16 protein-coding genes and 1 other annotated feature are annotated in these 14,189 nt (G+C 36.3%); of the genes, 7 read left to right on the forward strand and 9 right to left on the reverse strand.

Features of this window, described 5'->3' with window-relative positions; translation table 11 throughout:
• The first annotated feature begins 2 nt into the window (after nucleotides 1-2).
• The 4 genes from MKY26_RS19520 (at nucleotide 3) to MKY26_RS19535 (ending at nucleotide 4,040) form a co-directional block, all read left to right on the forward strand.
• The gene (locus tag MKY26_RS19520; protein WP_095370865.1) at nucleotides 3-959 is read left to right on the forward strand and encodes an ABC transporter permease; all 957 of its coding nucleotides are present in this window, start codon (nucleotides 3-5) and stop codon (nucleotides 957-959) included.
• Nucleotides 946-1,902: an iron chelate uptake ABC transporter family permease subunit gene (locus tag MKY26_RS19525; RefSeq protein ID WP_224938162.1), complete on the forward strand. Its 957-nt coding sequence runs from the start codon at nucleotides 946-948 to the stop codon at nucleotides 1,900-1,902. The genes MKY26_RS19520 and MKY26_RS19525 overlap by 14 nt, the downstream gene beginning before the upstream one ends.
• On the forward strand, nucleotides 1,899-2,669 hold the full coding sequence (locus tag MKY26_RS19530) for an iron ABC transporter ATP-binding protein (RefSeq protein ID WP_095370863.1): 771 nt from the start codon (nucleotides 1,899-1,901) through the stop codon (nucleotides 2,667-2,669). The genes MKY26_RS19525 and MKY26_RS19530 overlap by 4 nt, the downstream gene beginning before the upstream one ends.
• 348 nt (nucleotides 2,670-3,017) lie before the next feature.
• Nucleotides 3,018-4,040 (forward strand): siderophore ABC transporter substrate-binding protein, encoded by a 1,023-nt coding sequence (locus tag MKY26_RS19535; protein ID WP_095370862.1) that lies wholly within the window; start codon nucleotides 3,018-3,020, stop codon nucleotides 4,038-4,040.
• A gap of 366 nt (nucleotides 4,041-4,406) precedes the next feature.
• Here the strand turns inward: MKY26_RS19535 and MKY26_RS19540 are convergent, their stop codons facing one another.
• Nucleotides 4,407-4,985, reverse strand: a complete 579-nt coding sequence (locus tag MKY26_RS19540) for a TetR/AcrR family transcriptional regulator (protein ID WP_095370861.1) — start codon at nucleotides 4,983-4,985, stop codon at nucleotides 4,407-4,409.
• A gap of 199 nt (nucleotides 4,986-5,184) precedes the next feature.
• Between MKY26_RS19540 and MKY26_RS19545 the strand changes: the two genes are divergently transcribed.
• Nucleotides 5,185-5,919 carry a glucose 1-dehydrogenase gene (locus MKY26_RS19545; RefSeq protein WP_341098397.1) on the forward strand — a complete coding sequence of 245 codons (735 nt, stop codon included), beginning with the start codon at nucleotides 5,185-5,187 and terminating at the stop codon, nucleotides 5,917-5,919.
• Nucleotides 5,920-5,966: 47 nt separating this feature from the next.
• Here MKY26_RS19545 and MKY26_RS19550 read toward each other — a convergent pair whose 3' ends face one another.
• The 3 genes from MKY26_RS19550 to MKY26_RS19560 form a co-directional block, all read right to left on the reverse strand.
• Nucleotides 5,967-6,398 (reverse strand): DUF4395 domain-containing protein, encoded by a 432-nt coding sequence (locus MKY26_RS19550; RefSeq protein WP_095370859.1) that lies wholly within the window; start codon nucleotides 6,396-6,398, stop codon nucleotides 5,967-5,969.
• An 85-nt stretch (nucleotides 6,399-6,483) separates the two neighbouring features.
• Nucleotides 6,484-6,807, reverse strand: coding sequence for an ArsR/SmtB family transcription factor (locus MKY26_RS19555; RefSeq protein WP_095370858.1), 324 nt, complete (start codon nucleotides 6,805-6,807; stop codon nucleotides 6,484-6,486).
• Nucleotides 6,804-7,226: an SRPBCC family protein gene (locus MKY26_RS19560; RefSeq protein ID WP_095370857.1), complete on the reverse strand. Its 423-nt coding sequence runs from the start codon at nucleotides 7,224-7,226 to the stop codon at nucleotides 6,804-6,806. The genes MKY26_RS19555 and MKY26_RS19560 overlap by 4 nt, the downstream gene beginning before the upstream one ends.
• Before the next feature lie 166 nt (nucleotides 7,227-7,392).
• On the opposite strand from MKY26_RS19560, the gene MKY26_RS19565 reads away from it, so the two are divergent.
• Nucleotides 7,393-7,845 carry a GNAT family N-acetyltransferase gene (locus MKY26_RS19565; RefSeq protein ID WP_095370856.1) on the forward strand — a complete coding sequence of 151 codons (453 nt, stop codon included), beginning with the start codon at nucleotides 7,393-7,395 and terminating at the stop codon, nucleotides 7,843-7,845.
• Between the two features lie 101 nt (nucleotides 7,846-7,946).
• On the opposite strand, the gene MKY26_RS19570 is transcribed toward MKY26_RS19565, so the two are convergent.
• From MKY26_RS19570 to MKY26_RS19580, 3 genes are all read right to left on the reverse strand, one after another.
• Nucleotides 7,947-8,525 carry a pyridoxamine 5'-phosphate oxidase family protein gene (locus MKY26_RS19570; protein WP_095370855.1) on the reverse strand — a complete coding sequence of 193 codons (579 nt, stop codon included), beginning with the start codon at nucleotides 8,523-8,525 and terminating at the stop codon, nucleotides 7,947-7,949.
• A 138-nt stretch (nucleotides 8,526-8,663) separates the two neighbouring features.
• Nucleotides 8,664-9,110 (reverse strand): Dps family protein, encoded by a 447-nt coding sequence (locus MKY26_RS19575; protein ID WP_095370854.1) that lies wholly within the window; start codon nucleotides 9,108-9,110, stop codon nucleotides 8,664-8,666.
• Nucleotides 9,111-9,207: 97 nt separating this feature from the next.
• Nucleotides 9,208-9,783 carry a YqaA family protein gene (locus tag MKY26_RS19580; protein WP_095370853.1) on the reverse strand — a complete coding sequence of 192 codons (576 nt, stop codon included), beginning with the start codon at nucleotides 9,781-9,783 and terminating at the stop codon, nucleotides 9,208-9,210.
• A 120-nt stretch (nucleotides 9,784-9,903) separates the two neighbouring features.
• On the opposite strand from MKY26_RS19580, the gene MKY26_RS19585 reads away from it, so the two are divergent.
• Complete coding sequence (locus MKY26_RS19585) at nucleotides 9,904-10,770, forward strand: sulfite exporter TauE/SafE family protein (protein ID WP_307315469.1); 867 nt, start codon at nucleotides 9,904-9,906, stop codon at nucleotides 10,768-10,770.
• A 212-nt stretch (nucleotides 10,771-10,982) separates the two neighbouring features.
• Here the strand turns inward: MKY26_RS19585 and argS are convergent, their stop codons facing one another.
• Nucleotides 10,983-12,668 (reverse strand): arginine--tRNA ligase, encoded by a 1,686-nt coding sequence (gene argS / locus MKY26_RS19590; protein WP_341098708.1) that lies wholly within the window; start codon nucleotides 12,666-12,668, stop codon nucleotides 10,983-10,985.
• 56 nt (nucleotides 12,669-12,724) lie between these two features.
• Nucleotides 12,725-12,942, reverse strand: a binding site (T-box leader).
• A gap of 45 nt (nucleotides 12,943-12,987) precedes the next feature.
• Nucleotides 12,988-14,175: an FtsW/RodA/SpoVE family cell cycle protein gene (locus MKY26_RS19595; protein WP_095370851.1), complete on the reverse strand. Its 1,188-nt coding sequence runs from the start codon at nucleotides 14,173-14,175 to the stop codon at nucleotides 12,988-12,990.
• Nucleotides 14,176-14,189: the final 14 nt, after the last annotated feature.

The following is a 14,189-nucleotide window of genomic DNA, read 5'->3' on the forward strand; positions in this document are numbered from 1 at the left end:
ATATGAGAATATGGATGTTAATCTGTGCAGCTATAGTCCTGTCATTTATATCACTATTTATCGGTGCGATTGATATTAAACCAATGGATTTGCTAGATTGGGAGTCTGATGAAACACAAATTTTCCTGATTAGTCGTGTACCTAGATTAATAGCGATTATTTTAGCTGGTGCAGGAATGAGTATTGCTGGTTTGATTATGCAAAGTTTGAGCAGGAATAAATTTGTTTCTCCGACAACCGCGGGAACGTTAGATGCTGCTAAGCTAGGTATTATGATTTCCATGCTATTTTTTACAAACGTAACGTATACCCAGCAAGTTCTTTTTAGTTTTGCCTTTGCGCTTGTCGGTACGATGGTATTTATGCAAATACTTGATCGTATCAAATTTAAAGATGTTATATTTGTTCCTCTTATTGGAATAATGTACGGGAATATTTTGTCTTCTATTACCACTTTCTTTGCGTATGAAGCTGATATCCTGCAAAATATATCTTCATGGTTAATGGGGAGTTTTACTTTAGTAATCTCGGGCCGATATGAACTTTTATATGTAAGTATCCCAGTATTCATTTTGGCTTATTTATATGCTAATAAATTTACCGTTGCAGGTATGGGAGAAGAATTTGCGAAAAATTTAGGATTGAGCTATAAGTGGGTTTTAAATATTGGTCTCATCCTTGTTGCTATCATTGCTACGACTGTTGTACTAACCGTCGGTGTCATTCCGTTCTTAGGCTTAATTGTACCTAATATCGTGTCTCTGTATATGGGAGATAATCTCCGAAAAACGATTCCACATACGGCTCTTTTAGGCGTTGTGTTCTTATTAATTTGTGATATTATTGGGCGCATTGTGATCCACCCTTATGAGATACCGGTGAACGTAACAGTTGCGGTAATCGGTAGTGTCATCTTCTTAATTATGTTATTTAGGGGGAGAGCATATGCGAAAAAATAGTACCAAATTAATCGTTTTGGCGGTCATATCTATCGTTTGTATAGTACTGTATGGTTTTTACGATATAAAAGGTGGGTTTGATTATGCTTTCCCAAGGCGTATGATTCGTGTGGCAGCTATGGTGGTTACCGGAGTTGCGATTGCTTATTCTACAGTTGTATTCCAAACAATTACTAACAATAGAATCTTAACACCTTCTGTGATGGGGATCGATTCTATGTATGAAGTAGTTCAGACGATGATTTACTTCTTCGCGGGTTCGATGTCGATATGGGTATTAAACAAATATTTAAATTTTGGTGCAGCTATATGTGCCATGGTCATTTTTGCATTGTTGTTATACCGCTTCTTATTCAGAGCAGATAAACACCCGATTTACTTACTTTTATTAATTGGGATGATTATTGGTACGCTGCTTGGCAGCTTGGTGACATTCTTACAAGTAATGATCGATCCCGTTGAATATTTAAGTTTACAAAGCAAGTTATTTGCAAGTTTTACAAATGTAAAAGCTGATTTACTAATGATTGCTTTTGGCATATTGTTACTTGCTTTTATATACGGATATTTCATCATGGATAAATTGGATGTTATGTCGCTTGGGCGTGAAAATGCGATTAACCTGGGGATTAACTATGATCGTATGGTTATGAATGTACTAATTCTATCATCAGTCTTGATTGCCACTTCTACTGCGTTAGTTGGGCCAATTACATTCTTTGGGCTGATTGTTGCTAACCTGTCCTATCAATTTCTCTCGTCATATAAGCACTCTACGCTCATTCTTGGTGCTAGTTTAATTAGTATCATAGCTTTAGTCGGTGGACAATTCCTAGTTGAGCATGTATTTGAATTAAAAACAACATTAAGTGTTATCATTAACTTTATTGGTGGTATTTACTTCATCTATCTATTATTAAAAGAAAGTAGGTCAGCCGGATGATTGAAATAAAAGGATTAACGAAGCGTTTTAATAAAAAGCCTGTTGTTGAAGACGTTACAGTCGCAATTGAGCCAGGGACCATTACTTCTTTTATCGGACCAAATGGTGCAGGGAAATCTACACTTCTATCGATGGTTAGTAGATTGTTAGAAGCAGATACAGGAGAGGTATTGCTTGATCAAAATGATGTAACGAAATGGAAGTCCAATGAATTTGCGAAACGCGTATCGATTTTAAAACAAGCGAATCACATTAATGTCAGGTTAACAGTGAGAGATCTTGTAGAGTTTGGAAGGTATCCATACTCTAAGGGTAGATTAAATGACGCTGATAAGAAATTTGTTGATCAGGCAATTGAATATATGAACCTTTCAGATATGGAAGATAAGTTTTTAGACGAGTTATCAGGGGGACAAAAGCAGCGAGCTTTTATTGCTATGGTTATTGCACAAGATACCGATTATGTCTTACTTGATGAACCGTTAAATAACTTGGATATGAAGCACTCTGTCCAAATTATGAAGATTCTCCGTAAATTAGTTGACGATCTTGGAAAAACCGTCGTCATTGTATTGCATGATATTAATTTTGCTTCTGTTTATTCCGATCGGATTGTCGCATTAAAAGACGGCAAAGTAGTAAAGAATGGACCGACTGAAGAGATTATTAATTCGGTCGCATTGCGAGAAATTTATGATATGGATATTCCTATTCAAGAGCAAGATGGTTGCCGTATATGTGTATATTTTAATTCGCAAATTTCTTAAAGAGATTCCTTATAGGAAGGGTTACTATCACCCCTTTTTATAAGGAATTATCATAACTTTAAATGCATATTTATTCATTTTTATGCTTCTTTTATTAAAACATCTTAATTTATGCTTCTTTTTTAGCAAACGTTAAAAATCTAAATTTGGCAAGTGTTTCGATAGGTGAAATAAACAGTCAGTAAAATAATTAATTTCCAATTATAGAATATTTTTCTAAAAAAATTCAAAATAATTATGCAAATGGTATTGACGATTTGTCTAAATCAATCTATAATGATTATTGTTATCAGTGATAATGATTATCATTGCTAATAAGAGATTATACAATAGGGAGAGGTCATACATATGAAGAAATGGAAGTTAGCTAGTCTTTTTCTAGCGCTTGTTTTAATGCTTGCTGCATGTGGTTCCAATGACGATACTGCTGAAGATGCAGGCAACTCAGAAGATAAACAAACAGAAAATAATGCAGCGGAAGGTTCTGCTTATCCAATGACTGTGTCTCCGACTGTTGCTTCAACTGAAAGTCGTGATGCCGGAACAACAGTTAACTTTGAAGATGTAGAATTTGAAAGCATGCCTGAAAAAATTGTTGTTTTTGACTACGGTTTCTTAGATACACTAGATGCACTTGGAGTTGAAGGGGTAGTTGGTTTACCTCAAGAGTCTACTTTGCCATCTCACTTAGAGGCATATGCATCTGATGAGTATACAAATGTTGGTTCTTTAAAAGGTCCTCTTTTAGAAGATATTGCTGAACTTGATCCAGACGTTATCTTTATTTCTGGTCGTCAATCAGCATTTTATGAAGAATTAAAAGAAATTGCACCAGTTGTATTTGTAGGTACTAGCGAAGATGCTTATTGGGATACATTCCAAAATTCTGTTGACGTAGCTGCAAAAATGTTTGATAAAGAAAAAGAAGCAGAAGAATATCTTGCAAAATACGATACAGCACTTGAAGAAATTAACGAGTTAGCTGGCAACTATGAAACTTCATTAGTGACTATGTATAATGAAGGAAAACTTTCTGGATTTGCTGAAAACTCTCGTTTTGGTTATATCTATGATGTTTACGGCTTCAAACCAGTTACACAAGATATCGAATCTTCATCTCACGGTTCAAACTTCGGTTTTGAAGCGATTCTAGAATTTGATCCAGAAGTATTATTTGTTATCGACCGTACAGCGGCTGTAGATGGCAATTCTAATATCGAAAAAGATCTTGAAAACGATATTATTAAGAAAACACAAGCGTACCAAAATGATCGTGTGATCTACCTTGATGGTGCTCTTTGGTACTTAAGTGGCGGCGGCTTACAATCTGAGCTTGCTAAAATCGAAGAAGTATTAGCTGAATTAAAATAATCTGCTGTTAGAGTAAGCGATTATCCTATAGAAAAAGAAGCATTCTTAAAAAGATGCTTCTTTTTTGTTTTAAGTATATCCTTTTTGATGGGATTTGCTGTTACAACGATAGCGGAAATACCAAGGATAGCAGAGCAAAAAGGTTTTGTTCGTACATTAAGAGTAGAAAGACTCTAAAAGGTCTTGTATTAAAAAATCCCTATTTTCACAGTTTGTTAAACAGTCACAACTAAAGAAAGATAGGGTGGGCAACAATTGTTGCATCACCCAAAGCTTAATTAACGAGAAATATAGTTGGTATGAACATATCAATGTAGAATGATTTCAATTTAATAGACAAATCTATGTATAGCTTAAGTGTTCATTTTATTTAACAATGGCCTCTCCCAAGCTGGTTGAGTGAAGGAAAGAAAGTCTTTGAGCCATTTCCTCGGGAGTTGTTTGAAAGTCTTCTTTTATCCAAAAGATAAATAGTCCTAAAAGGGCGTAGGTTTCATAGAAATTAATCGCTTCTATATCAAACCATACTTCTTCTTTTAATTGTAACTCACTGCGACTAATGCTAGTAATGGTTTCACAAAAATGGTTTTGTGAACCTGGTATCACTTCGCCAATCAACATTAGGGAGAAGACGAATTGATTTTTTTGTACGTATTCGAAGATGGGGACATTACGTGTTGGGTCAGATAATAAGAAGCTTTTTTTTCCTTTAAAGCTATCACGGAAATATTGAGCGAGTTGTTCTAGGTAGTCTTGAAATATATCTTCTAATAAATGAGAGCTATCTTTATAATGCGAGTAAAATGTCACACGATTACAATTGGCCACTTTAGATATTTCTGTTATTGAGATCTCTTTAAAGTCTTTTTCGGATAACAGCTTTAACATGGCACTTTTTAAATTCGTACGTGTTCGCACGACTCGACGGTCTTCTTTTACCACCATGACTACCACCTTTCATACTGTGTCTTAATAAAGAGTATAACATGAAAAATAGAGCGTTAAGCAAATATTATTTTCATACTCGAAACATTTATTTTGACAACTGATTAGAATTCTGTTAATTTACATATGTAGTATAAAAATAGTGACAATTATCCTGGTTTCATGAATAACTTTTGATAGATTAGAGGAGGAATTATACATGGCAAGATTAGAAGGAAAAGTAGCAATTATTACTGGTGCGGCTCAAGGGATGGGTGCGGCTCATGCGCGTCTATTTATTGAAGAAGGGGCAAAAGTAGTGATTACTGATTTAAACACAGAAAAAGGTGAGGCTGTTGCAAAGGAATTAGGTGAAAATGCTTTATTCGTTAAACAAAACGTAACAACCGAAAAAGACTGGGCAACAGTTGTAGCTAAAGCTGAGGAAGTATTCGGTCCTGTTAATGTGTTAGTAAATAATGCGGGTATTACAATGTCTAAATCATTACTTGAAACAACGGAAGAAGAATATCGTCGTATTCTAGATATTAACCAAGTATCTGTTTTCTTAGGGATGAAAGCGGTTATTCCTTCCATGCAAAAAGCAGAAGGTGGCTCGATCGTTAACATTTCATCTATGAATGGTATTGTTGCCGGGGCAGTCGGTTATACAGATACGAAATTCGCTGTTCGTGGGATTACAAAAGCCGCAGCAATGGAATGCTCTCACTATGGCATTCGTGTAAACTCTGTACATCCTGGAGTAATTGAAACACCAATGATTATTCAAGAGGATACGAAAGCACAAGTAGAAGAATTCTCTAAACATATTCCACTTAAACGCATGGCAAAACCTGAAGAGGTTTCTAACCTAGTATTATATTTAGCATCAGATGAATCAAGCTATTCAACAGGTTCTGAATTCATCGTTGATGGTGGATTAACTGCAATGTAATCAATATAGAAAAAAAGCGGGGTCTCATATTGACCTCGCTTTTTATTTTACGAACGCAAAGAGCGTCTATATTTATACTGATTGTACTGAAAGTGAATAAAACAGCCAATACAAAAGCCACAAAGAGCAATGGTTGCTGCTAATCCGACAATAATGGCGAAAGAGTAAGATAGTATTGTCCACCCAATGATAGAGCTAATGAATGCAATACTTAAACATACTACAGCAATTAACTGATTAAATTGTTGTTGCGCTTTATCTTCAGGTATATAAGAGGATAAAGGTTTTTTGAGAAACTTTTTAGCTATCACCATCACTGGATTATTCCCTGTTAGTAAGCCAATCAATCCAGCAAGTAAGGGAATAAGTAAAATGAAGAATTGCCCAGTTATCAGTGTCGCAATTACACTTAGGACGATAACCCATTGATTCGTTTTAACGAGAGGACGCGGAATAGAAGCGATTTGTTGGTTGTTCATTTTAAAAACCAACCTTTCCAATGTGTTTGGTTCATTATATCATGAAATTTAGTTGATTATACCTATTTTCGCTTCGTTAACACGACTACTCTTCTTTATCATTCTCGACAATAAACTTTAATTTAGTGAGTTTGTTATTCCAGAATTGTTCATAATAATGCAGCCACTGGCTTACTTCTGTTAAAGGTTCTGGATTAATATGATAGATGTTTTCTCTGCCTTTCCTGTGGCTCTTCACTAAGTTGGCATCAGAGAGAATATGCAGATGTTTGACTACCGCCGTGCGACTGATTGGAAAATAAGCACTGATTGCAGCGATAGATAGTTCTTCTTTTGAAAGTAGCTGGAGAACATGTCTTCTAGTAGGGTCAGCAATTGCCTGAAAAACGTCGTGCTTAATTGCTGTCATGATTGCTCTATTGCCATCATTAAACGTTTTTGCACGATGGCTTCCCATCCATTATTCATACGTTCACGAATAATTTCGCTTTTTTCATTTGGTTTAGTAAGAATTGTATTCGCTTCTTTCCAACCACTATGAATGAGTGTGAATTTTGTTCTATTGTCTACTTCTTCTAATAAAAAGGTGACAACCCATCCGTCAGTATCCCAAGAGAAAGATAATTTATTTGGCTCATCGATTTCTAGTACTTGGCAAGGAGAAGGGCCAAACGGAGACTGTATTTCAAATGTGAATCCCTCTGTTGCTTGAAAGTTATTAGGCATAAACCATTCTGCGATTCCCTCACTAGTTGCAACATGTTGCCATACTTTATTTATTGGTGCATTTAAAATGATAGATTGTTGAATATCCTTTATTGTATTCATTTCATATCCCCCTTAGTTATATGACACCTTATGGTTCTATAATTTTGATAATATAACACCAAAAGGTTTTATGTCAATTGATAATCAAATTGAATGGTAAGTCTTAGATTATTTGTCATTTTAAAGCGAAGGTGAGGAAAGTAAGATAAGAGAGGAGGTGATGGTTATGATGATCTTTAGAGAGGCAAAAAGAGAGGATTTAGAAAGGATTGTTCAATTATTAGCAGATGATGTGTTAGGAACAAGTCGAGAAGATGTGTCCAGCCCCCTACATCAGGATTATGAAGAAGCGTTTGAAGCTATTAGTGGAGATAGCCATAATGAATTAATTGTAGCAGAATGGGATGAGAATGTTGTAGGTGTTTGTCAACTGACTTATATCCCTTATTTAACTCATCGTGGTGCTTGGAGAGCAATCATTGAAGGTGTGCGGATAGCAAGTGAATGTAGGGGAGAAGGTTTTGGTGAAGCCCTAATAAAAGAAGCGATAGTGAGAGCGAAAGCAAAAGGGGTGCGACTTGTACAGTTAACAACAGATAAGCAACGATCTCAGGCGAAACATTTTTATGAGAAAATAGGGTTTAAAGCAACGCATGAGGGGATGAAGTTGAAATTGTAAATATACACTTGGGATGAAGTTGAAAAGGTTTGAGATTCCTCCTAAAAGATCTTTCAGAAGGAACCTATAAGCCTATTAAAACAATCGTGAGTCATAGGGATCTATACTTTTTCTATGACATTTGTAGCAATATGTGCAGCGAACATTTTCGCGGGTGAAGGAAGGGACTCTTTTTCGAGCCAAGTTTCAGGCTTCCAAATTCCCGCTCGGTTAAATGAGTTAGCGCAATGGAGGAAACATTCTTCAACTTCAACAGCGATCCCTAAGAGAGGTGCCTTTCCTTTATCGGCCATTTTAGCTAGGATGTCTTCATCTTGAATAATCGAAGCTTTTCCGTTAATTCTTAATGTTTCATTTAGACCAGGAATGATAAATAATAGACCAACTTGTGGGTTGCTTAAGATGTTGTGCATACTGTCTAATCTCCTGTTACCTGGTCTATCAGGTATAACTAGATGCTTCTCATCTAACACTTGTACGAACCCAGGATAATCTCCACGTGGTGAGTTATCACATTGCCCGTCTTTATTCGTTGTTGCTAAAAAAAGAAACGGTGAACGAGCAAGAAAGTCTTTGCAATGTTCATCGATTATAGATATGACCTTATTAGCAGCTCCTTTACTTGGGGGCGTGAATAGAGCTTCTAATTCTTCTTCTGATTGAATGACATTGTTGAACATTTGTTGCCTCCTTTAAACAGTCGTTGATTGTCTTATGTTTATTATAAGGGGGAACAGCTAAATAAAAAAGAAGCGATTGTGAATAGACTGAAAAACTATTAGTCTATTTCGCTCGCTTCTTTTTTATTTCTATTGTACTTAGCCTAGATAGGCATTAAGCATCCAAATATGTTTATCTAAAGAATTAATTAAGCCAACTGCATAATCTTCAACTGCTGGTTCCTCTTCTTCATCTGCCAGCTTTGTAATCTCTTTTAATTCAGCACGTAACTGTTGATAATCACTGATTAAGTTCTCAACCATTTTTTCTGCTGATTTTTCATCAAGGTTTTCTTTTAGTGTAGCTACCTCAAGATATTCTTTCATTGACGCAACTGGTTTGCCACCGATTGTAAGAATGCGTTCAGCCATTTCATCGACTACCTCAGCTGCCTCATTATATAACTCTTCAAATTTTTCATGTAGTGTAAAAAAGTGTGGACCTGTTACATACCAGTGATAGCGATGCAACTTCGTATAAAGTAGGCTCCAGTTAGCAACTTGTGTATTTAGGGCAGCGTTTAATTTCGTATCTAATGTAATCATTATTTAGTCATCTCCTCAAGAATGTTTTGTCTTAACTATATTATAACTGATTTAAAATTAAAATCAATACTTAATTATAATAATTATAATTAAGGAATTAATTTAATCTGTTTTTGATATAGTGTGTTGTGATGAAGATAATAATAATGAATATAGCCATATAAATGGTCAATGCCGTAAAGTGGTCTTTTATGAAAGGTACAGCTTTATTGCCTAATTGATGGATGAGAAAAGCTTCAAAATAAAACCTTGCGCCTCTTCCAATCGTTGCCCATAATACAACGGTCTGTATTTTCATTTTTGAGATGCCAGATAAAATCGTAAATATCTTAAACGGTAAGGGTGTAAAGGCAGATATCAGAATGGCCAATGGACCAAGCTTTTGAAAGTACAGTTCTACTTTCATGATTTGTTGCTCTTTAAAAAGTGCTCGTAGGACAGGCCTGCCAACTCGTAATCCGATATACCAGCCAAAGATTGCACCGATAACAGAAGCGAAAGTAGTGAGAAAAGCGTACCAATACACATGATCACTGTCTGCTAGTCCCATTGGAATCAAAAGTAAATCAGGAGGAATGGGGAAGAAAGAAGAGTCAGCGAACGAAACGAAAAAAAGTCCAAACACACCATATTCCAATAACCATTCTTTAAGTAAATGTAAAATTTCTTGCATATATGAAAACCCCTTTTTAAGATTACGTGGTTTGTCCTTTAGAAATTATATGTGCACTTTTTCTTTTCATTACTATGGGGTATGATGGTGATGGTTGTTTGATAGAAAGGTGATGGAATTGTGGAATTGATATTGTTTTTTCTACTAGGTGCCTTAATTAGTGTGTTGTCAGGTTTTTTTGGCATCGGTGGAGGGTTTATATTAACACCATTATTAATGCTCATTGGACTTGCCCCTATTGAGGCAATTGCGACAAGTTTGTTATTTACAATTGGGAGTTCATCTTCTGGGATTATCGGTCATATAAAATTAAAAAATATTAATTGGAAAGCAGGGATTATTTTAGGGGTGAGTGGGATCATTGCTACCCAAATTGCCCATCCTTTTGTTGTCTTTTTAGATGCTCATCAGTTAGATGAATGGGCGATTCCTGTTATGTATATTGTGTTGCTTTCTTTCTTTTCTGTCCAAATGTTTAAGAAGAAAAGTGCGCAGCAAGGAGTGAGCGGGTTAGTTCAACCTTCCATATTAAAAATGGTTTTAATCGGCTTGTTTGCAGGGTTTGTTTCCACTTCTTTAGGTGTAGGTGGAGGGTTTATTATTGTACCAATGTCGATTGCCTTTCTAGGTATGTTACCTAAGGAGGCGGTAGGAACGAGCTTATTTGCAGTCCTATTTATTGTTTCAGCAGGTTTCTTATCCTACGCATTCACTGTAGAAATTAATTATTTTATGGGGATATTCTTACTTGCTGGTGGGCTACTAGGTTCTCAATTCGGAGCTAGATCAACCGATGTTTTTGAAAACAAAGAAATTACTACATTACTATCATTTCTATACTTAACGACGATTTTGAGTGTGGCACTTAAGGCATTTGAACAAAATGTTTTTGGATTAATCATCGTTGTTCTTTATCTTCTCTACTTTTTCACTGTTCTAGGGAAAAGACATATTGCTCATTGGCGAGAAGAAAAAGGGTACTCTTAAACAGGGACATACAGGGTAGGCTTTGGTTTAGTGTGGATTAGAAATATGACGAAGTAAGCCTGTTTCTAGCTCTTTCCTGGTAGATTGCATTTTTTAAAAAGGCTACATATTGTAGCCGCCGGATATATAGTGGTAACTAACTGTAGACTTTTGTTTCATTCAATCATATAGCTCCCAATTGGCTAAAGAGGGAGCTGATGTACAAGGTGAAATTACATCTCCTGAGGTACCTTCATACCAAGTAAATGCAGGCCGTCAGTTAAGATGATTGTTACTGCTTTGACAAGACCGAGTCTCGAAGATAAATGTTCATCTTTATGAAGTATTTTTTCGTTAGCATAGTATTTGTTAAAGCTTTGCGCTAGACTAATTAAATATTTGGCAATGATGGACGGTGCTGATTTTTCATGGGCAAGGACGAGCTTATCTGGATAAAGGGATAAAAGTTTAGCTACTTGCCAAGCGTATTCACTAGATAGACCTTCTATTTTATAAGTCTGTTGCTGACTTTTGTTTAAAATAGATTGCGCTCTAGCTTGGGTATACTGTACATACGGACCGGTTTCCCCTTCGAATGTTAACATGTCTTCTAAAGAAAATTCTATTTGTTTCATTCGTTCGTTCTTTAAATCATGGAAAATGATTGCTCCTACACCAACAGCTTTAGCTACCTCATCTTTGTTCTTTAGATGAGGATTTTTTTGTTCAATATTCTCTGAAGCTAATTGTATGGCATCTTGTAATACTTCCTCTAATAATATGACACGACCTTTTCTTGTCGACATCTTCTTACCTTCTTGTAAATACAACCCAAATGGGATGTGATGGATATGTGTCGCCCAGGAATGCCCCATTTTAGATAATACGGCTTTGACTTGTTGGAAGTGGATGGACTGCTCTGGACCAACGATATAGAGAGCCTCATCAAATTGGTATGTTTGTTTACGATAAATGGCTGCCGTAATATCGCGTGTAGCATAAAGAGTCGCTCCATCTGATTTCTTAATTAAGCAAGGAGGTAGATTTTCATCTGATAAGGGTACGATTTCTGCTCCATCAGAGGTAGATAGCAAGTCAGATTGTTGCAGTGTATCGACAACCGCGTTCATTTGATTGTTATAAAAGGCCTCCCCATAATTAGAGTCAAAAGAGACACCGAGCAGTTGATAGGTTTTCTCGAATTCTTTTAAAGATTCGTCTCTAAACCAAGACCAAAGTTGCTTTGCCTCCGCATCATCAAGTTCAAGTTTTCTGAACCAAGCTCTTGCTTCTTCATGCAAGTGGGGATGTTCCTCAGCTTTCTCGTGAAATTTTACGTATAATTGGAGTAATTCCTTAATTGGCTCCTTTTTAATTAAAGCTTCACTTCCCCAATGCTTATAGGCGGTAATGAGTTTGCCAAATTGTGTGCCCCAGTCGCCTAAATGATTAATCTTAACTGTATCATATCCATGCTTTTCTGCTATAAGTGCAAGGGAATGACCAATGACTGTCGAACGTAGATGCCCCATTGAGAATGGTTTGGCGATATTGGGGCTAGAGTAGTCTAATACGATTGTCTTACCTTTACCGCTTCCTGATTGTCCGTAATTCTCTCCTTGATGTAGTACGGCTTGAATAATGAGTTGACTGATTGCTTTTTTATTAAAAAATATATTTACATATGGCCCAACTGCTTCAACATGATCTATCCATTCATGAGTTAGCTTTCCTGTTAAGTCTTTTGCTAATAGATTTGGGTTTTCTTTATAAATCTTTGCTAGTGCAAAACATGGGAAAGAGAGATCGCCATGTTCGGATGTTTTAGGCGTTTCTAACAAGCGACGAATCTCACCTTCACTTAAGGCGTTATCTATTGCAACTTGAATACATGAACTGATTGTCTTTTTCAAATCTATCACCTTTTTCACCTCCAAAAATATAGGAAAACATAAAAAAGCCCGTCTCTCATAATTTGAGAGACGAGCCTTAAACCCGCGGTACCACTCTAATTGTTCGTGACGAACCCCTTTACTACTTGCCTGTAACGGGGCGAACAACCGACATGACCTACTTGGATTCTGCCATGCTTCTATCGAAGTGCGCTTCAATGTGGCTTTTCTTGCAGGCTCTCACCATCCCTGCTTCGCTTTAGAATTCACCTACATCTACTCTCTTCGTCACTGAATTTCCGTTTGATTTTCCATTATTATACGCTAGATTTTTAAAAAAGCAACCTTAAGATGCACGATAATATTTAGAGCTGTCTTGGAACATATAACTCTTCTGGTGAAATCTAATGCTAAAAATAAGCCCCATAGCCATCATATTTCCGATTAAGGAGCTACCCCCATAACTAATGAAAGGAAGAGGAATACCTGTAATCGGTAATACTTGAATGGTCATCCCGATATTTTGAAATACATGGAACGTTATATAACTAATAACGCCAACGCAGACATAAGTATTAAATGGGTCATTGACTGATAAGGCAATTTTCGTTAAGTGGAAAATAAGTATAAAATATAAGCATATCACGACACTTGCACCAATAAAGCCGTATTCTTCGCCAATGACACTGAAAATAAAGTCTGTGTGAACATCGGGGATATAAACTTGTCTCTCATAAAAACCTTTACCACCCAATTCTCCCGAGCCGATAGCATGAAGAGAATTGTACAGTTGTAAGCCAGCTCCTTGTTTATGTGTATACGGATCTAACCAAGCATAAATTCGCATCAATTGGTAGTTATCCACTGATAGATACTTTAATAATGTTTCAGGAGCCCAAATAATGTAATAGATGATGGTTCCACCTACAGCTGCAACTGTTCCGTAAACAGGGAGGATAATTTTCCAAGTAATACCAGATACAAGTAGAATCCCCGTGAAAATAGCGATAATAACGAGCGCCGTACCCAAATCTTCTAAAATGATTAGTCCTAGCGGAACACAAGTAACGAGCCCAAGCTTAATAAACAGTATAAGGTCATTTTTTACCGTTTTCATGGTGTATTTTGCATAATGATCTACAATTACTTTACTTAGTGCGAGGATAAGAAATATTTTAAAGAACTCGGATGGCTGCAAAGAAGGTCCTGGTAGACCGTTGTACCAGAGCTTAGCTCCTTTTACTTCATATGCAAGGGACTCTGGTGCGATAAAAAGTCCTGCTTGAAGTATTGTGCCGATACCGAATAAGATCCAGGTCATTCGCTTTATCTGATCAGAATCAAAGTACATAATGGCGGCGATAACAATCATACCTACACTATAAAAGATTATTTGTTGTAGCACGAAGTTATCTGGATACTGTGCTGTTGTTTGCCCGCTATAAATAGCAGTGCAACTAATGATGCAGAACAAAAATAATATCAGGGCTAATGTCCAATCAAAGCGATCATTCTTTTTTTGTATACGATCCATATATAAACACCTAT

The organism is Cytobacillus sp. FSL R7-0680 (assembly GCF_038009245.1).
Taxonomy (GTDB): Bacteria; Bacillota; Bacilli; order Bacillales; family Cytobacillaceae; genus Cytobacillus; species Cytobacillus kochii.